General features: G+C 65.7%; 17 protein-coding genes. 9 read left to right on the top strand and 8 right to left on the bottom strand.

Going from position 1 to position 16785, the window contains the following annotated elements; genetic code table 11:
• Window positions 1-30 precede the first annotated feature (30 nt).
• The 7 genes from ACI48I_RS07530 to ACI48I_RS07560 all read right to left on the bottom strand — a co-directional run bounded on the left by ACI48I_RS07530 (window position 31) and on the right by ACI48I_RS07560 (window position 8187).
• Window positions 31-1491: an acetate kinase gene (locus ACI48I_RS07530; protein WP_227496417.1), complete on the bottom strand. Its 1461-nt coding sequence runs from the start codon at window positions 1489-1491 to the stop codon at window positions 31-33.
• Window positions 1492-1515: 24 nt separating this feature from the next.
• Complete coding sequence (locus ACI48I_RS07535; protein ID WP_193685293.1) at window positions 1516-2040, bottom strand: hypothetical protein; 525 nt, start codon at window positions 2038-2040, stop codon at window positions 1516-1518.
• Between the two features lie 9 nt (window positions 2041-2049).
• Window positions 2050-2745, bottom strand: coding sequence for a C39 family peptidase (locus ACI48I_RS07540; protein WP_193685294.1), 696 nt, complete (start codon window positions 2743-2745; stop codon window positions 2050-2052).
• Complete coding sequence (locus tag ACI48I_RS07545; protein WP_193685295.1) at window positions 2742-3173, bottom strand: hypothetical protein; 432 nt, start codon at window positions 3171-3173, stop codon at window positions 2742-2744. Before ACI48I_RS07545 ends, ACI48I_RS07540 begins: the two co-directional genes overlap by 4 nt.
• A 91-nt stretch (window positions 3174-3264) precedes the next feature.
• Window positions 3265-4944 carry a hypothetical protein gene (locus ACI48I_RS07550; RefSeq protein WP_498573784.1) on the bottom strand — a complete coding sequence of 560 codons (1680 nt, stop codon included), beginning with the start codon at window positions 4942-4944 and terminating at the stop codon, window positions 3265-3267.
• A 530-nt stretch (window positions 4945-5474) separates the two neighbouring features.
• Complete coding sequence (locus ACI48I_RS07555) at window positions 5475-6797, bottom strand: sigma-54 dependent transcriptional regulator (protein ID WP_498573785.1); 1323 nt, start codon at window positions 6795-6797, stop codon at window positions 5475-5477.
• Window positions 6798-6966: 169 nt separating this feature from the next.
• Entirely contained in the window at window positions 6967-8187 is a 1221-nt protein-coding gene (locus tag ACI48I_RS07560; protein ID WP_498573786.1) for a metal-dependent hydrolase, read from the bottom strand.
• A 975-nt stretch (window positions 8188-9162) separates the two neighbouring features.
• Here ACI48I_RS07560 and ACI48I_RS07565 point away from each other — a divergent pair.
• Window positions 9163-9507, top strand: a complete 345-nt coding sequence (locus ACI48I_RS07565; protein WP_498573787.1) for a hypothetical protein — start codon at window positions 9163-9165, stop codon at window positions 9505-9507.
• Window positions 9504-9977: a hypothetical protein gene (locus ACI48I_RS07570; RefSeq protein WP_498573788.1), complete on the top strand. Its 474-nt coding sequence runs from the start codon at window positions 9504-9506 to the stop codon at window positions 9975-9977. Before ACI48I_RS07565 ends, ACI48I_RS07570 begins: the two co-directional genes overlap by 4 nt.
• A 180-nt stretch (window positions 9978-10157) precedes the next feature.
• Here the strand turns inward: ACI48I_RS07570 and ACI48I_RS07575 are convergent, their stop codons facing one another.
• Window positions 10158-10559, bottom strand: coding sequence for a TraR/DksA family transcriptional regulator (locus tag ACI48I_RS07575; RefSeq protein WP_193685300.1), 402 nt, complete (start codon window positions 10557-10559; stop codon window positions 10158-10160).
• Window positions 10560-10750: 191 nt separating this feature from the next.
• Between ACI48I_RS07575 and ACI48I_RS07580 the strand changes: the two genes are divergently transcribed.
• The 7 genes from ACI48I_RS07580 (at window position 10751) to ACI48I_RS07610 (ending at window position 16772) form a co-directional block, all read left to right on the top strand.
• Window positions 10751-12589 (top strand): DUF885 domain-containing protein, encoded by a 1839-nt coding sequence (locus tag ACI48I_RS07580; protein WP_498573789.1) that lies wholly within the window; start codon window positions 10751-10753, stop codon window positions 12587-12589.
• Between the two features lie 80 nt (window positions 12590-12669).
• Entirely contained in the window at window positions 12670-12924 is a 255-nt protein-coding gene (locus ACI48I_RS07585; protein WP_498573790.1) for a hypothetical protein, read from the top strand.
• Between the two features lie 171 nt (window positions 12925-13095).
• Window positions 13096-14547: a cytochrome ubiquinol oxidase subunit I gene (locus ACI48I_RS07590; protein ID WP_498573791.1), complete on the top strand. Its 1452-nt coding sequence runs from the start codon at window positions 13096-13098 to the stop codon at window positions 14545-14547.
• On the top strand, window positions 14548-15555 hold the full coding sequence (gene cydB / locus ACI48I_RS07595) for a cytochrome d ubiquinol oxidase subunit II (protein ID WP_193685304.1): 1008 nt from the start codon (window positions 14548-14550) through the stop codon (window positions 15553-15555).
• The gene (locus ACI48I_RS07600; RefSeq protein ID WP_193685305.1) at window positions 15555-15704 is read left to right on the top strand and encodes a DUF2474 domain-containing protein; all 150 of its coding nucleotides are present in this window, start codon (window positions 15555-15557) and stop codon (window positions 15702-15704) included. The genes cydB and ACI48I_RS07600 overlap by 1 nt, the downstream gene beginning before the upstream one ends.
• 116 nt (window positions 15705-15820) lie before the next feature.
• A complete protein-coding gene (locus ACI48I_RS07605; RefSeq protein WP_193685306.1) occupies window positions 15821-16522 on the top strand; it encodes a TorD/DmsD family molecular chaperone in 702 nt (233 codons plus the stop codon).
• 28 nt (window positions 16523-16550) lie between these two features.
• The gene (locus ACI48I_RS07610) at window positions 16551-16772 is read left to right on the top strand and encodes a twin-arginine translocation signal domain-containing protein (protein WP_193685307.1); all 222 of its coding nucleotides are present in this window, start codon (window positions 16551-16553) and stop codon (window positions 16770-16772) included.
• Window positions 16773-16785 lie beyond the last annotated feature (13 nt).

Consider the following 16785-nt stretch of genomic DNA (forward strand, 5'->3'; position numbering starts at 1 on the left):
ACGCACCGGCACAGCGTTTGGCCGACTGCCTCAGAACGACATCGGCACCCGCACCATCAGGGTCACGTCCGGCGTGTCCCTGGTCAGGCCGGCACCGACGGCCACGCTCAGCGTCTTCTTGTCGCTGAGGCGGTAGGAATAGCCGATCAGCAGGGTGCCGAGCTGGAGGCGCACCGAGCCCGGCACCGTGCGGCCGGACTGCTTGGTGCGGGCGACCGAGTTGTGGTCGTAGCCGACGCTGAACGAAGCCTTGTCGTTCAGGGCCAGGCCCATGCCGAAGTTGAACCCGATCACGCCGCCGGGCGCGACTTCCCCGAGCGACTCCTTTTCGCCGTTCAGCACGGTACGCGAGACGTCGCGCTTGAAGTTGTGCAGGTAGCTGAAGCTGCCGAAGAACACGGCCGGATCGGACGGGAACAGCCAGGTGAGGCTCGGCTGCAGCGAATAGAAGCCGGAGCCGGTCGGGAGTTCCAGGGGCAGGCCGCTGCCCGTGATGTTTTCGCCGATGCAGCGGCGCTGGCAATCGGTCGTGACCTCGAACGGGTCCTTGCCGGTGCGCGACTTGAAGCGCAGGCCGCCGATGAAGAAGGGCTTGTCGACGCCGCCGTCGTTGAGCTGGTAGCGCGCCGCCAGTTCGACGTCGCCGATCGCCTTGCCGCTCGTCTCGAAGGCGCGCTCGACGGCGGTGCCGGTGAAGACTTCGCGGCTGACCGTGGCGTCGCTGCGGTACACATAGGGCAGCTTGGCCTCGACTTCGAAGCGGTTGGTCAGGCCGCGGCGCAGGGTGGCGGTGGCGGTGGTCGTGTTGCGTTTGACTTCGCGGACGTCGATCAGGCCGATCAGGAGGGCAGGGATGACGGTGTAGCCGACCAGGGCCACGCGGTTGCTCGACGAATAGGCGTACTGGAGGGCCGGTTCGAAGACGTATTTTCCGCGCGGTGTCAGCACGCCCGGCTGTTCGAAGATCGGGGCGACCTCGCGCGGGCGGCTGTTCTCGCTCGGGGCGCGGCCGACGGGGGCGGTGTTCGTTGCTGCAGTCGGCGCGCTCGCCGGGCCGCCGACCGGGGCGGCCGGCGCCGCGGGCTGCTGGGGCGCGCCGGCAGCGCCCGGCGCGCCGCCGGTGCCGCGCATGGACCCGAGCTGGGCGCCGGAAGCCGGCACGGCCAGGCCCGCGGCCAGGGGCGAACTCGTTGCCGGATCAGGCGGCGCGTTGCCGGTGCCGCGCGTGCCGTCGAGCGTGGCGTGCGAGACCGCGCCGCCGGCCAGCATCGGGTCCGCCGTCGCGGCCGCGGCCGGCCCCGGCGCCGTGGCGCGTGCCGTGCGCACATCGCGCTCGAGTTCATCGATGCGTGTGCGCTGGGCCTCGAGCTGCTGGCGCATCGCTTTCACCTGTTCAGCCAGTTCCTGGACGGATTGCGCCTGCGCCGGAAGAGCGCAAAAGGCCGCGCTGACGGCGAGTGCTCCAGCACATAGCGCCGGGATCTTCTGCATAAATTGCTCCATGGTGGTGGGCCGTCAGCGGGGCGCTACGGCTGTTGTCAAAGCATTATTCAAGCTTGTTCCAAAATTAAGCGCACGTAACATTCCGGCGGTATTCACGGTGGCGTTGATGGCGGTCTGGTTCCGGATGATCTGGTCGTTCAGCGAGTTCTGGATGATGGTGCCGCCGAGCAGGTTCTGTGCATTGCCGGCCATCGTGCGCACGTCGCCGTTCTGGATCAGGCGCAATTCGCCGACGGCCTGGGTGGACAGGGTCGCTTCGCCGCGGGCCAGCTTGCCGATGTCGCCGAGCTGCAGTTCGGTGCGCTCGACAACGTTGCCGTTGATGGAGACCAGGCGCTCCAGGCCCAGGTTGACCATCAGGCCGTCGCCGGTGAGGAAGCCGCCGCGCGCCCCGTCGAGGGTGGCGTCGTCGACCGCATCGGCCGGGTCGAAGGCTGCCAGGGCGGGCGCATCGGGCGCCGCCGCCATGGCCGCGCCCGCCATCGACAGCAGCAGGAGCGGCAGGGAAGTGAAAAAGCTTGGGCAGGTCCGCCGCATGGTGTGTCCTTAAAAATCGCCGGGGCCGAATTTCGGCAGCCCGTAAATACTGTCGAGGGCGCGGCTGGCGCCTTCGGCGAGCGGCGCGCGTGGCGCATTGCGCCAATCGGCGGCCTGGTTGAAAGCGGGTTTCACCGGCCCTTCGTGGATCACGAACAGGATCCGGTTGGCCCAGAGCGATTCGAAGCGTTCGCGCGCCATCAGGCGGGTGCCGCGCGACGGGTCGCCCAGCAGGATGCGCCCGTCTTCCGCGCCCTTGATCACGACGAAATGCTGGTAGCCATTGTCGGAAATGAGGACGATCGCCGGCAGTTTCGCTTCGATGAGTTTGTCGAGCGGCAGCTGGAAGCCGTTGGCGGTGAAGCCCCGGTCTTTCAGGAAGCGCTGCATGTCGAGCAGCGAAAAGCCTTCGCGCCGGATCTTCTGCTGGTCGCCGCCGGCAAACATGGCCTGAAACGCGACCTCTTCCGTCGTCGGCGTGTTGTAGTGGTGGGTCAGTAGCGTGGCCAGCGCGGCCGAGCCGCAGCTGAAGTCGTACTGCTGGCGCAGCGTTGCCTGGAAGCGCAGGTCCTTCATGCTCTTGACGGGCATGCTGCCGACGCGCATGCCATTGGGCAGTGCCAGTTCGGCCGAATGCGCGGCGGCATGGCCGAGCAGCAGGGCCAGGCTGCCGGCAAACGTGCCAAGTCGTACGCGATGTCTCATTTGAACTGCAGGTTGATGACCGTCGCGCTCTGGATCAGCACATTGGCGCCGGTGTTCTGGATCACGACCGGAATGCCGGACATGTTGGCGAAGGAGCCGGAATCGATGGTGTTCGACCCGGTGTTGACATTGGTGGCGCTGTTGTTCGCCACGTCGCCGTTGAGCTTGGTGTCGTTGAGGACGGTGTCGGCGCGGCCACGTTCGTGCTCGAGCTTGTCGAGGTCGACCGCCTGGACCCGGTCGCCGCCGATGGAAAGAGTGGTGGCGGGTTCCTGCGCCAGCGGGGGCGGCGCCCTCAAAACCTGTTCGATCCCTGCGATCGCGGGCGCACCGATCCGTTCGGGTGCCACCGTGGCAGGTTCGCCGGCGCAGGCCTGGCCAACGAAGGCGGCCAGTGCCAGGACGCAGGCATGCGGTAAGCGGGGCATTGCAAAAATCGTGTTCATCGTGTCTCCCTGAATCAGATTGCCGCGCCCGCGAAGGGCACGGCAATCCCTGCTTCACTACGCTCGGTTCAGCTTACGGGCCGACGGACAGGTTGCTCTGGACGTTGACGCTCTGCTGGATCAGGGACGAGAAGCCGTTGTTCTGGCTGAGGACCGTCACGCCTGCGGCCGACTGACCGACATTGGTCATGGTGTTGGACATGTCGAAGGTGCCTGCGTTGACGGTGTTGGTGCCGCCCGCGCCGCCGGTCGCCGCGCCGCCGGCGCCGCCGGTGCCGGTACCGGCCGTGTTGGTGCCGCTCGCACCGCCCATGCCACCGGTGCCGGTGCCACCGGCGCCGCCCGCGCCGCCGGTGCCGGCCGTTGCCGTGCCCGAGGTCCCCGAACCGCTGGTGGCGGTGCCCGAGGTGGCGTTACCGCCCGCCGACCCTGCGCCGCCGGTGTTTGATGCCAGGCCGGTGGAACCGCCCGCGCCGCCCGCACCGGCTGCCGCGCCCGCGCCGCCGGTCGAGGTGCCGGCCGTGGCCGAGCCGCCTGTGCCGCCTGCGCCGCTGGTGCCGGTGCCTGCCGCGCCGCCGGTACTCGACAGCGCTGCGCCGGCGCCGCCGGTGCCGCCGGTAGCGGTACCGCCGGCCGCGCCTGCGCCGCCCGCGCCGCCTGCCGCGCCCGCGCCGCCTGCGCCGCCCGTGCCAGTGCCTGCCGAGGCCGTGTTGGTGGCGCCGGTCACGGTGCCGCCAGTGCTGCTGGCAGTGCCGCTGTCAGCCGCGCCGCTGGCGCCGCCGGTCGAATCCGGGGTCGAGGCGCCGCTGCCGCTGGAGGCCGTGTTACCGCTCATGCCGGCGCCCGCGCCGGATGCGTCGCCCGTCGACGATGCGCCGCCGACCGTCACCATGCCGCCGGCCGCGCCGCGTCCGCCGAGTCCGCCAGTGCCGCCCATGCCGCCGTCACCCGCAGCCACCCGGCCGGCGTTACCGCCGTTGCCGCCACTGCCACCCATCGCTGCGCCGCCGGCGCCGCCGGTACCGGCGCCGCTCGCGCCGCCGGCACCGCCCATGCCGCCACCGGCGTTACCGCTGGAGCCGCCCGCGCCGCCGGCACCACCCGCACCGCCCGATGCGCCCGATCCGCTCGTCGCATTCGATGCCAGGCCGCCGGCGCCGCCTGAACCTGCGGTGGCGCCGCCTGCGCTGGCAGCACCGGCGCTTGCCGATCCGGTCGTGGCGTTGCCGCCGGTCGAGCCCGACGCCGCCATGCCGCCCGTGCCGCTGGCGCCGGCCCCGCCATCGCCGCGCGCATTCCCGCCCGAGCCGCTGGCACCGGCGCCACCGGTCGAGGCGCCGCCGTTGGCGTTGCCCATGTTGGTGGCGATGTTGCCGATGTTGCTGATCGAGTTGCCCGACACCGTGCCGTTGAGCGTGCTGTTGGCGGTGGCGCTGGAGGTGTTGAAGGAATTCGAGAAGGTCGAGGTCGCGGTGCCGCCGTTATTCGCTGCAACTCCGCCGACGGCGCTGGCGCTCGCTGCGCCGCTGCTATTGTTCTGGCCCGAGCTGTCGCGCGAGGACGAATCGTTACCCTGGTTCGAGTTGTCCGCCGTGTTGGTCGAGGAATTGTTGCCCTGGTTCGAATTGTCAGTCGTGTTCGTCGACGAGTTGTTCCCCTGATTCGAGTTGTCAGTGGTCGGATCTGTCGTCTGGGCTTGGGCATTCAGTGCAAAAGCGAGCGACAGCGCAGTAACGAGCAAAGTCTTGTTCATGCAAATTCCCCTAGGGTGTGTGGTTGAGTTCGACTGGCGGTCGTGCCAGCTGAACCCGGATATATGCAAGAGGGATGCCAGAGGCGGATGAACATGCTCAAATCGTTGATCAATAAGCACAATTCCATCTCGAAAATGATGAAATTGCGAATGGGAATTGTTGTTAGGAATTTAAGCGAATTCGGGTGTGCCGGATATGGAACATTTGTGTGCCGTTTGGCCGGGCTGGAGGTGGACACTGTCCATCAGGACCAACCCAGCGGGATGCCGACCGCAAGCCAGCCCATTCGCCGAGAGCCGCCTGGATGCCGGTCCCTGGCGCCTGAGGCCGCTTGCAGCGCGCGCTGGCGCGTTGTGCCTGAGCTGGATGATGACGGCGTGGCCGCTGATGTGTACGGCGGCGACGACGTCCAGGCGGAGCGCATGACGGCAAGCGGCACGCCGGCCCGGCGTCGGCAGGCTCACGCAGGCTGTGCAGGCACGGCAGGGCTACAGGGAAGGAAGCGGCGCGGCGTGCCGCCGGAGGTGGTTCAGGGGCGCATTCCGTGCTTGGCAAGCAGGCGGTACATGGTGGTGCGCGAGACGCCGAGGTGGCGCGCGGCGCGGCTGACGTTCTGGCCGGTCCGGTCGAGGCAGTCGCGGATCGCAAGCCGCTCGGAGCTGCAGCGCGCATCGTCGAGCACGGCCTCGATCGGCGGCGAGGGCGGGACGAGGTCGAGGTCGTCCGGTTCGATCCATTTGCCGTCGGCCATGACCAGCGCCCGCCGCACGCGGTTGATCAGTTCGCGCACATTGCCTGGCCAGTCATGGGCCGCGATGGCGGCCAGGGCCTTGCTGCTGAAGCCTTTCAGGCGCGGCGATTTGTCGGCGCAATGCAGCTGGAAGAAGTGTTCGGCCAGTTCGACCAGGTCGTCGCGGCGCTCGCGCAGCGATGGCACGGTCACGGGCAGCACGCTCAGCCGGTAGTACAGGTCTTCACGGAAATCGCCGCGCGCGACCGCCTGCTGCAAATTCACGTGCGAGGCCGAGATCACGCGCACGTCGACCGGAATGGGGCGCGTGGAGCCGAGCCGGATGATGGTCTTGTCCTGCACGAAGCGCAGCAGGTTCGCCTGCAGGTCTTTCGGCAGGTCGCCGATCTCGTCGAGGAAGAGGGTACCGCCGTTGGCCGATTCGATCAGGCCGACCTTGTGGCGCGCCGCGCCGGTGAAGGCGCCGCGCTCGTAGCCGAAGAGTTCGGAGTGGATCAGGTTGGGGGCGATCGCGCCGCAATTGATTGGCACCATCGGGCCCGTCGAGCGCAGCGACTGGCGGTGGATGGCCTGGGCCGTGAGTTCCTTGCCGCTGCCGCTTTCGCCCCAGATCAGCACGGGCGCATCGACCTTCGCCACCCGCTCGACCTGGCTGCGCAGGCGCAGCATCGCATGGCAGCTGCCGATCAGGGACGACGGTACGCTGGCCGGGCGCGGGCGCGGACCGCGCAGCAGGGCGTGACCGTGCACGTGGCCGAGCGTGTGCACCAGGCGCCGGCTGTCGAGCGGCAGCGTATGGTAGTCGCAGAGATAGTCGGCGACCAGGTCGCGCCAGCCCGCGGCCGCGATGGCTTCGGAGCGGAACACGCCGACCCATTGCACCTGGCTGTGCTCGCGCAGGAAAAGTTCGACCTCGAGCTGCGGGCGGGAACCGATCACGTGCATCAACAACCCGACCAGGTAAGCATCCTGGCGCAACTCGGTGCGTGCTTCGTCGACGCTGCGCACGGTACGGATCTGCCAGTCCGGCATCTCCGCCCGCAAAAGGTCGACCGCAAGGAGGTCATCGGGCGAAATGCAGAGTAATCGTTTCTGAACCATTCATCTCCTCGCTTCGCTACGCCGCCGGGCTCGATGCAGCTGGGTTCGCCGGACGACCCTGTAACTTCGGGTAAGCATACTGCATTATTTGCGTTGCACACCCGGCCATTGAGGGCGCCGTGTTTCGTTACCAACTCGACAATGCGCGGGGCTTGACGGCGGGCCGAAGCTAGTGCAGGCCGAGGAGATCGGCGCGCGGATAGCCCCAGTGCGGCACCCTGTCCGGGCAGGAAGCGGAGGCAGCCTTGTCGAGCGGCAGGGTCGAGAAGTTGGGTGCGCCGGGAATGCCGAAACGCAGGTCGGTGGCACTGCCGCCGGCCAGCGAGGGCACGCGTGCAAAGCGCAGCCAGGCGTCGAAACGGCAGTCGCGCGCTTGCAGGGCGCGCAGCGCCGCGACCGAACCGGGCTCCTCCCAGGCCCAGACGACGGCGGCCGGGCTTGGGGCCACGCGCACGCCGCCGATGGCCACCGGACAGGACGCGGCCGGCGCGATGCGGGGCGCCAGGCTGAGCACGCCGCGGCGCACGCGGTAGCCGTTCGTCCCCTCGCGCGTGATCGCGATCGCGCCCCAGCACAGCGGGTTGGCCGGAAACGCCGACAGCGGCAGGTCGAGGATCTGAACGGATGGGTCCGCCCGGCGCAGCGCCGCCGTGAGTTCGCTGCGCGCCTGTTGCGCCATCGCGCCCTGCAGCAGCACGAAGGCGCCGGTCACCACCACCCCGGCCAGCAGGGCGGCGCGTTCGCCCAGGCGCCGCGTCAGCAGCAGCGCCAGCGCCCATACGGTCGCCAGCCCCAGCAACGAGCCCCATTGGAGGAAGCCGGCCAGCGTGAACAGCGCCGGCACCGCCAGCAACAGGCCCAGCAGCAACAGGCGCCAGCCGCGGTGCGCCACGTGCGCCGCCAGCGGCGTGCCCAGCGCCAGCCAGAATACGGGTTCGACAATGAAGACCATGTCGCCGTAATACCAGCGCGGATCGAAGGGCGCGAACGGGTGGATGCCGTAGACATTCAGCGCGTCCATGCCGAAGTGCAGCAGCAGCCCGGCCACGATCGCGGCGCCCAAGCCCAGGCGCGCCGGGCCGCTGCCGCGCAGCATGGCACGCGCGGCGGGCCAGCACAGCCAGAGCGCGGCGAGCAACAGCAATGCCTGGGGCAGCGCATACAGCAGCGTATGCGTGTGGCCGCGGTGGTGCAGCAGGTAGCCCAGGGGCGCCGGCGCCAGCCCGGTCAGGACCAGGTCGAGGTCGGGGAAATTGCTAGCCAGCGCGGCGCTGCTCAGCAGCAAGCGGCGGCGGGTGCTTGCCTTGGCCAGGTCGGCCTCGCGCGGCAGCAAGCGATGGGTGAGTTCGCCAAGCGCCAGGCCGACGAGCGAGTGGGTGAGATTATCCATATTGCAATATTAGCATCGCCCTGGCGCCATAGCAGGCTGAGGACATACTCGCGGTTTCAAACAGTCAAGCGTAAATTTTCAAAAACCGCTGCACGTACGGCGAACGTTATCGGGTCGTCACGAACGTGGTGTCGCTCAAGGATTCCAGGGCCTCGCGCCATTTAAATTGGGAGTACGGCTGGCTGATAGAAACAGGCGCCGCATTGACGGAACTGATGATTCAAACAGGCCGCGGCACGGCCGAATGGCGCAGGCATGGAAATTAATGCGTGAATTGCGCCGCTATGAATATCGCGTGAATCTACGTCTTATTCGAGCGGCGATAATTCTCACCAATTATTGGGCAGTACTTATTTAATTTCGGCCCGTTAACCGCGGTGGCCTGTTGTAAATAAATGCTGCAACTTATCTTGTGTTGCAGCTGGAAAACATAAACCATATACTTGCCTGCAACCAAAATTGCACAAGGCAAGTTAATGGTTCCGCGTTTTAGCAAATCCTTTCGTTCCGGTCGGTGGTTTTATATTGGCGAGCGCGATGGCGCCGGCTGTCCTGGCAGGAATCCGCGCAGCAATCAACGATTACGTAGCCGGCCCGTGCGGATTCTACATCCCGTGGCAGATGCAAACTCTCCGCATGACGAGTCGCATAACCGCGAAACTAAGCAGAAACTAAGGGTCATGTCTGACATTCGGACACGAGCTCAACAGCTAGCAGGAGAATAAAGCGTACCTATCCAAGCATCATTCCCGGCCATGCCTTTTTTGTCTGATCGGCAAGGTCTCGACCAACCCGGGCGTTACGCAAAGCGCCTCGGCGACGGCTTCTCCGAGCAGCAGCTGGTGCGCGGGTAGATGACCGCATTGACCGGCTACCGCTACAGTGAAGCACGGGGTCATGACGAACGTGGTTAAGTCTGACCTTCAGGCACGACTTCAACAAGAACTAGGGTGATAGGGCAGAGGCCGTGTCTCAATGCCAGACCTGACCCCGGTTACAATGCCAGACCTGACCCCGGTTACAATATTAGATTCCTATGATCCTGTGGCGGGCGAGATTGTTTCGCGAAAATTTACTCAGCTAAGCGAAATTAAAGAGTCGACCGCACTGGGTTATTTGCGAGAGCTTGAGGTCAAGTATCCACCTGATGCAGTAATTGCCTCAGTTCCGACGAGTAAAGATTTGGCAGGGCAACGACTGATTGGCCAGCAGTTCCTGGAAATCCCTGCCCAAACCGCTCCGGTTCCTCGATCCGTCCTCCACGCGGCGAAAAAGGCCGACATCGTGATCCGTGACGTCAATGGCAAGGTTTATGAATGAAACGTCAAATCTTTTTTTGCAAGTCATGGTTCAGGGCAAAGAAATGCCCTACCGAAATTTGGACCAGGGACGATGCTCTGCGCGCTTTTCATGAAAATCGTCCATTCACCGTACTGGTCGATTCGATCGATGCGCCATTTTGTTTTATTGAATGCGTACGGGAAGTTTTTGTCGTGGGATTTCTAGATGATCGCTGCCGTGAAAAGCTGACGTATGTCTTTGAGAAAAATGATGAGAGAAACGTCTTCCTGATTCAGGCAACTTACCGTGAATATCAAGGGGGCACAGATAAGATTGCGTCAGGGTCGTTGTACTTATTTGATCGTAACGGCACTGTCTCGATCACTCATACAACCTATGATCCGAAGTCAATCGAGAAAGCGACCACGCTCGTTGATGTCAAGACGAATTTTTCTGCAATTCCAGAATTCGGAGAGTATGACGATCTGATCCGGGTAGAACGCCCTTGACGGGAGCGTTTGCGTCAGGAAAGCAGGGTAAGGTCTGACATCGGATACGAGCTCAACTCGCACCGGCCGAACAAGGAAGAGCTGGTGTCTGCTGATCAGGCCTACCCTCCACCCTGCATCGGTGTGAAAAAAATGCTGCGTCAGCAACCACCCGACCACTGACGCGTCCCCGGCACCGTCTTACATCGTCGGCCCGCGCCCGGTGCCTTCTTCTTTCTCGATCCGCTCCTGGCACGGCACGCAGGTCCTCACCGTCGGCGTCGCCAGCAGGCGCTGCTCCGGAATCTCGCAGCCGCAGGACTCGCAGATGCCGTAGCCGCCCGCTTCGAGGCGGCCGATGGCGGCGTCGATTTCGTGCAGCAGGGCCGTTTCGTGGTCGGCGAAATGTTCTTCGTCGTGGGCAATCATTTCCGCGGTCGGGGCGTCGTCGTTCTGGACCAGGTGGGCGCGCGGCGAGATGACGGGCGGCTCGTCGCCCGAGGAGTCGGAATCGGTGCGCGCGCGCACGGTGGCGAGCGCGGCTTCGCGGCTTTCGTTCAGTTTTTTCGCGATGTCGGCGTGAAGGGAAGGTGAGATGGGCATGCGGTTTCCTGATAGTAAAAAGTGAACGTTTCTAAAAAAGCAGTACTGAATACTCTAGCCGATTACGGGCAATGCCCGCGCCAGCTTGGGGCCGCGGTGGCCCTGTAAAGATTGTCCGCGGCAACTCTTCCATGCTAGATTCAGGCCGGCAATAGCCAAACGATAAGCGAACGATAACCAGAAGAGAGACCATGCCGATTTCCTCCCCGCGCCGCTTGCGCGCCGCCGTTGCCACCCTGTTCGTCCCCCTCGCGCTGGCAGCAAGCGTCCTCCCGGATGCCGCACTCGCCGCGCCGGTGGCCAAGACCGCCGCCGCCAGACCGAACGCCGCCTTCGAGAAATGGGCCGAGCGCTTCGCCGACGACTGGGTGCGCATGAACCCGCAGCTGGCCAGCAGCACCCAGTACTTCAGCGGCGCTGAACAGGCCGCGCTCGACCGCCAGCTCACGCCGCAGACCCCGGAACGGCGCAAGAAGATGGTCGCCATGGCGAAGCAGGGCGTGGCCCGCCTCGACAAGTGGATCGCCGGTCCCCTGGACGAGACCCAGAAGATTTCGGCCGCCGTGATGCGCTGGTCGCTGTCGAACGTGATCGCGAACGAGCCCTTCGAGGACTACAACTTCGTGTTCTCGCAGTTCGGCGGTCCGCAGGTCGGTCTGGTGAATTACATGACGCAGACGCACCCGATGCGCACGGCCGCGGACGTCGATAGCTGGCTGGCGCGCCTTGACCAGATGGGCACGCGCATGGACGAAGCATTGGCGCGCGCCCGCAGCGCGACCGAACGCAAGCTCATCCCGCCGCGTTTCATCCTCGAACGCGCCCAGTTCCAGGTCGATACTTTCCTGAAACCGGCGGCAAGCCAGAACGTGCTGGTGGCCTCGCTGGAAAAGCGCAGCGCCGAGCTGAAGGACCTGACGCCTGAGGCGCGCAGCGCCGCGATCGCGCGCGCGACGCGCATCGTCGAGGAGAAGATCCGCCCGGCCTATGTGCGCGTGCAGGGCTTCATGGCGGAACTGCACCCGAAGACGAACGACACGGCCGGCATCTCGCGTTTGCCGGGCGGACTGAAAGCATATGAGCGTGCGCTCGCCAACTTCACCAGCACCACGCTTGGCGCCGAGGAAATCCACGCGATCGGCCTGCGCGAAGTGGCGCGCCTGGAAGGCGAGATGGACAAGCACCTGCGTTCGCTCGGCTTCACCGAGGGCAACATCGAGGCGCGCATGAAGGCGCTCGACGCGACTTTCCAGCCCAAAGGCGAAGGCGATCCGCGGCCGGCGATCCTGGAGAAATACAAGGCGATGGTGAACGACGCCCTGGTGCGCAGCGAGAAGCTGTTCAACCTGAAGCCGCGCGCCCCGGTCGAGGTGCTGCGCGAGCCGCCGCTGACCGAAGCCTCGGCCGCCGCCCACTACAGCCTGCCGGCGCCGGACGGCAGCCGTCCGGGCGTGTTCTGGGTGCCGATGCGCGGGCCGACCTTCGACATGATCCGCATGCGCAGCCTCTCGTATCACGAGGCGGTGCCGGGCCATCATTTCCAGCTGGCGATCCAGCAGGAGCTGGCAGGCATCCCGAAATACCGCAGCCAGCGCATCTTCAGCGGCGGCAGCGCCCATGCCGAAGGCTGGGCGCTGTACACCGAGCGGCTGGCGGTGGAGCAGGGCTGGTATGAGGGAGATATCCCGGGCCTGCTCGGCGCCCTCGGCTCGGAACTGTTCCGCGCGCGGCGCCTGGTGGTCGATACCGGCCTGCATACCAAGGGCTGGACGCGCCAGCAGGCGGTCGACTACGGCATCAATGTCGAGGAAGTCGACCGCTACGTGGTCTGGCCGGGCCAGGCGACCGCCTACATGATCGGCATGCTGCGCATCGTCGAACTGCGCGAGAAGGCGAAGGCGGAACTGGGGGCGAAGTTCTCGCTGCCGGCTTTCCACGACATGGTGCTGGGGGCAGGGTCGGTGCCGCTGGATGTGCTGGGGCAGCTGGTGGACGGGTGGATTGCCAGAGAAAAGGCGAAGGCGGTCTAGGGGCGTATCGGCACCGACATCCGTTGGCGGCCGTGTAACGCAGGGTGGGTACGCCTGCCCACGCGTTCACCGCATGCGACATGATAGTCTGGTCGCGCGGCGCCGATGTCTCCGCTCCAGCGAGGAAGGCAGCTGTGACGGCGCTGCACGCGTGGGCTCGAGAGCCCACCCTACGGTACGCGGCGGCCAGGGACTCACCTGAAAAGCTGGTTGTACGCGACCTGCCGGCCTCGAAAGCTTTCTACACTGCGATGTTCCAGGTGCTGCAGGTGCCCCTGGGCGGCGAGGGCGACGATTATTTCTGGTTCGCGCCGTCGGTCACGATTTCCTTCTGAAGCCCAGGTTCAGGCGAGCGGCGCGAGAATATCCGTCTGGCAAGACTCGATAACGAGGCGGAAAAGCATTCCGGCATGCGTGTAGACCTGGGTCGGGTCCGGGCCGATTCCCAATTGTGCGCGCCCAAAGCCGTGCTAGATTCTGGACACCGCAGCTCAAGAGGACAGCACATGTTCAGCCCGTCGGCCCTGGATCTGGCACGCTTCCAGTTCGCGTTCACGATGTCCTTCCACATCCTGTTCCCGGCGGTGACCATCGGCCTGGCCAGCTACCTCGCCGTCCTCGAACTGTCCTGGCTGAAGACCAAACGCCAGGTCTACGTCGACCTGTATCACTTCTGGCTGAAGATCTTCGCCGTCATGTTCGGCATGGGCGTGGTCTCGGGCATCGTGATGGCCTACCAGATCGGCACCAACTGGAGCTACATGTCCGAGTTCGCGGGCTCGATCATGGGGCCGGTGCTGGCCTACGAAGTGCTCACCGCGTTTTTCCTCGAAGCAGGCTTCCTCGGCGTGATGCTGTTCGGCTGGACCCGGGTCGGCCCCGCCCTGCATTTCTTCGCCACCTGCATGGTCGCCGTCGGCACCCTCGTCTCGGCCACCTGGATCCTGGCCGCCAACAGCTGGATGCAGACCCCGCAGGGCTATGCCATCGAAGGCAACCGCATGGTGCCCGCCGACTGGCTGGCGATCGTCTTCAATCCCTCGTTTCCCTACCGGCTGATGCACATGGTGGTGGCGGCTTATCTGACCACTGCCCTGATCGTCGGCGCCACCGGGGCCTGGCAGCTGCTGCGCCGCAGGGACAACCCGGCGGTGCGCAAGATGCTGTCGATGGCGATGTGGATGCTGCTGCTGGTCGCGCCGATCCAGACCGTGATCGGCGACTTCCACGGCCTCAACACCGCCGAGCACCAGCCGGCCAAGCTGGCGGCGATGGAAGGGCACTGGCAGAACGAGCCGGGGGAGGCGGTGCCGCTGCTGCTGTTCGGCGTCCCCGACATGGAGGCCGAAAAAACCCGCTATGCGGTCGGCATCCCGCACCTGGGCAGCGTGATCCTGACCCATTCCTGGCGCGGCCAGATCCCCGGCCTGAAGGAGTTCCGGCGCGACGAACGGCCGAATTCCCTGATCGTGTTCTGGAGTTTCCGGCTGATGGTGGGCCTGGGCCTGCTGATGATCGCGCTCGGCGCCTGGAGCCTGCTGCTCAGGCGGGGCGGGCGCATCTTCACCACGCGCCCCTTCCTGCGTGCCGCGCTGTGGATGGGGCCGGCCGGACTGGTGGCCATCCTGGCCGGCTGGGTGACGACCGAGGTCGGGCGCCAGCCCTGGGTAGTGTACGGGGTGCTGCGGACGGCTGACGCGGTCTCGCCGCACGGCGCCGTCTCGGTCGGGCTCACGCTGGCCCTGTTCGTCGTCGCCTATTTCTTCGTGTTCGGCGCCGGCACCGTGTACGTGCTGCGCATGATGAGGAAGGGGCCGCAGGCCTTCGAACTGCACCGGGCCACGGCCGGCGGCCCGGGCGAGGAGCGCACGCCGATGCGGCCGATGTCGGCGGCCGACGTCGGCAACGACGACGAGGGCACCGGCGAGGCCCTGCACCGCGACGGCAAGGGGAATTGAATGGGCATCGACACCTCGGTCATCTGGGCCGTCATCATTTATTTTTCCGTGTTCATGTATGTGGTGCTGGACGGATTCGACCTCGGTATCGGCATGCTGTTCCCGTTCGTCAAGGACAAACGCGAGCGCGACACCATGATGAATACGGTCGCCCCGGTCTGGGACGGCAACGAGACCTGGCTGGTGCTTGGGGGCGAGGGTCTGCTGCTGGCATTTCCGGTGGCCTACTCGATCATCCTGACCGGGCTCTACCTGCCGCTGATCTTCATGCTGATCGGCCTGGTTTTCCGAGGCGTGGCCTTCGAGTTCCGCTTCAAGGCCAAGGACCACCGGCGCCATCTGTGGGACAAGGCTTTTATCGGCGGCTCGGTAGTCGCTTCCTACTTTCAGGGCGTCTCGCTCGGCACCTTTCTCAACGGCATCACGGTGTCGGGGCGCAGCTATGCCGGCGGCCCGCTCGACTGGGTGGCGCCGTTTCCGCTGCTGGCCGGCTTCGGCGTGATGATCGCCTATACGCTGCTGGGCAGCACCTGGCTGATCATGAAGACCGAGGGCGAGCTGCACAAGCGCATGGTGCAGGTGGCGCGCCCGTTCGCGCTGATGCTGCTCGGCGCCGTGGTCGTGGTCAGCATCTGGACGCCGCTGCGCGACGCGGCCGTGGCCGAGCGCTGGTTCAGCTTCCCGAACATCGTCTTCCTGATGCCGGTGCCGGTGCTGGTCATGCTGTCGATCGTCGTCCTGCTCGGTTCGCTCAAGAGCGACCCGCATCGCTGGCCTTTTGTTGCCGCGCTGGCGCTGATCTTCCTCGGCTACACGGGGATGGCGATCAGCATCTGGCCGCACATCGTGCCGCCCTTCATCACGATCTGGGAGGCGGCCTCGCCGCCGGCGAGCCAGGGATTCGCCCTGGTCGGCACGCTCTTCATCCTGCCGGTGATCCTGATGTACACGGTCTGGTCGTACTGGGTATTCCGGGGCAAGGTCAAGGCCGACGCGGGGTATCACTGATGGGCGCGCCAAAGGCAATCCGGGCTGCGCCGCCCCTCTGGCTGCGGCGGCTGGGCTGGCTCGTCGTGCTGTGGGCCGGCGGGGTGCTGACCCTCTATCTGGTTGCCAGCTTGATCCGGGTAATCATGCACGCGGCTGGAATGCGCTGAAGAAATTAACCGCATGGCCCGCGGATGCACCAAAAAAGTTCAACCGTGCGCGCCTTTTGCCAGAGGAAAGCTTACACTTTCGATGAAGATTTACTAACGGAGTGCCGCCAGTGTCCATGCAGTCTGCATCGCCCAATGTTTCCCCTTCCGCGGCGCCCGACGCCGCCCCTGCCGGCGTTGCAGCAGGCGTCCAGGTCGCACTGCCGCTTGGCGCCGAAGACCAGGCCCGGGCCGACCTGTATGCCCTGGCGGCGCGCCTGCTGCTGGCTCCGCCTGACGCAGGGCTCCTCGCCGGCCTGGCGCATGCCGATCCGATCGAATCGAACGGCGGCGACCACCAGCTGGCCGACGCCTGGGAAAAGCTCGGGCAGGCCTCGAGCGTGATGGATGCCGACGCCGTCGCCGAGGAATTCGACGCGCTCTTCATCAGTAGCGGCACGCCGGCACTGAATCCCTATGGCTCGCTCTACCTGTCGGGCTTCATGAACGATACGCCGCTGGCCGAACTGCGTGCCGATCTCGCCGTCTTCGGGATCGGGCGCGTGCGCGGCGTCGGCGAGTCCGAGGATCACCTGGGCGCCCTGTGCGAGACGATGCGCGTGCTGATCGCGGGCGGCAACGGGATCCGGCGCCAGCCGCTCGAGCGCCAGAAGCTCTTTTTCGAGTCGCGGATCGCGCCCTGGTACGCGCGCTGCCTGAAGGACATGCAAAACGCCGAGGGCGCCAATTTCTACCGGCTGGTTGCGGCTTTTGTTGCCGCGCTGCTGGCGATCGAGGCCGAAGCCTTTGCGGTGGAGGACGGTTTCGATGCTGGATAAAAGTGGTAAGCAAATCGAGAGGAATGCGATGGACAAGCACGAACAAGCCAAGGCAGCGCCAGCGACACCCGACCCGTCGCGCCGCAGCTTCCTGAAGGCGGCGCCGCTGGGCGCGCTGGCAGTGGTCGCCGGCGGCGCCGAGGCGAAACCGGAGATCGCGCCCGCCGAGGCGGCGAAACCCGAGGTGAAACGCGGCTACCACGAAACCGAGCACATTCGTACCTACTATAAAACCGCCGCCTACTGGTGAGCGTACCCGGAGA

The sequence above is a fragment of the Massilia sp. LXY-5 genome (assembly GCF_059801075.1).

Bases quoted from the DNA above. Each gene is read 5' to 3' on its own strand.
- ACI48I_RS07550 (WP_498573784.1), bottom strand. From the start codon at position 4,944: ATGAACAAGACTTTGCTCGTTACTGCGCTGTCGCTCGCTTTTGCACTG.
- ACI48I_RS07565 (WP_498573787.1), top strand. From the start codon at position 9,163: ATGCCAGACCTGACCCCGGTTACAATGCCAGACCTGACCCCGGTTACA.
- ACI48I_RS07600 (WP_193685305.1), top strand. From the start codon at position 15,555: ATGGGCGCGCCAAAGGCAATCCGGGCTGCGCCGCCCCTCTGGCTGCGG.
- ACI48I_RS07540 (WP_193685294.1), bottom strand. From the start codon at position 2,745: ATGAGACATCGCGTACGACTTGGCACGTTTGCCGGCAGCCTGGCCCTG.
- ACI48I_RS07560 (WP_498573786.1), bottom strand. From the start codon at position 8,187: ATGGATAATCTCACCCACTCGCTCGTCGGCCTGGCGCTTGGCGAACTC.
- ACI48I_RS07555 (WP_498573785.1), bottom strand. From the start codon at position 6,797: ATGGTTCAGAAACGATTACTCTGCATTTCGCCCGATGACCTCCTTGCG.
- ACI48I_RS07590 (WP_498573791.1), top strand. From the start codon at position 13,096: ATGTTCAGCCCGTCGGCCCTGGATCTGGCACGCTTCCAGTTCGCGTTC.
- cydB (WP_193685304.1), top strand. From the start codon at position 14,548: ATGGGCATCGACACCTCGGTCATCTGGGCCGTCATCATTTATTTTTCC.
- ACI48I_RS07610 (WP_193685307.1), top strand. From the start codon at position 16,551: ATGGACAAGCACGAACAAGCCAAGGCAGCGCCAGCGACACCCGACCCG.
- ACI48I_RS07530 (WP_227496417.1), bottom strand. From the start codon at position 1,491: ATGCAGAAGATCCCGGCGCTATGTGCTGGAGCACTCGCCGTCAGCGCG.
- ACI48I_RS07585 (WP_498573790.1), top strand. From the start codon at position 12,670: ATGATAGTCTGGTCGCGCGGCGCCGATGTCTCCGCTCCAGCGAGGAAG.
- ACI48I_RS07605 (WP_193685306.1), top strand. From the start codon at position 15,821: ATGCAGTCTGCATCGCCCAATGTTTCCCCTTCCGCGGCGCCCGACGCC.
- ACI48I_RS07545 (WP_193685295.1), bottom strand. From the start codon at position 3,173: ATGCCCCGCTTACCGCATGCCTGCGTCCTGGCACTGGCCGCCTTCGTT.
- ACI48I_RS07535 (WP_193685293.1), bottom strand. From the start codon at position 2,040: ATGCGGCGGACCTGCCCAAGCTTTTTCACTTCCCTGCCGCTCCTGCTG.
- ACI48I_RS07570 (WP_498573788.1), top strand. From the start codon at position 9,504: ATGAAACGTCAAATCTTTTTTTGCAAGTCATGGTTCAGGGCAAAGAAA.
- ACI48I_RS07580 (WP_498573789.1), top strand. From the start codon at position 10,751: ATGCCGATTTCCTCCCCGCGCCGCTTGCGCGCCGCCGTTGCCACCCTG.
- ACI48I_RS07575 (WP_193685300.1), bottom strand. From the start codon at position 10,559: ATGCCCATCTCACCTTCCCTTCACGCCGACATCGCGAAAAAACTGAAC.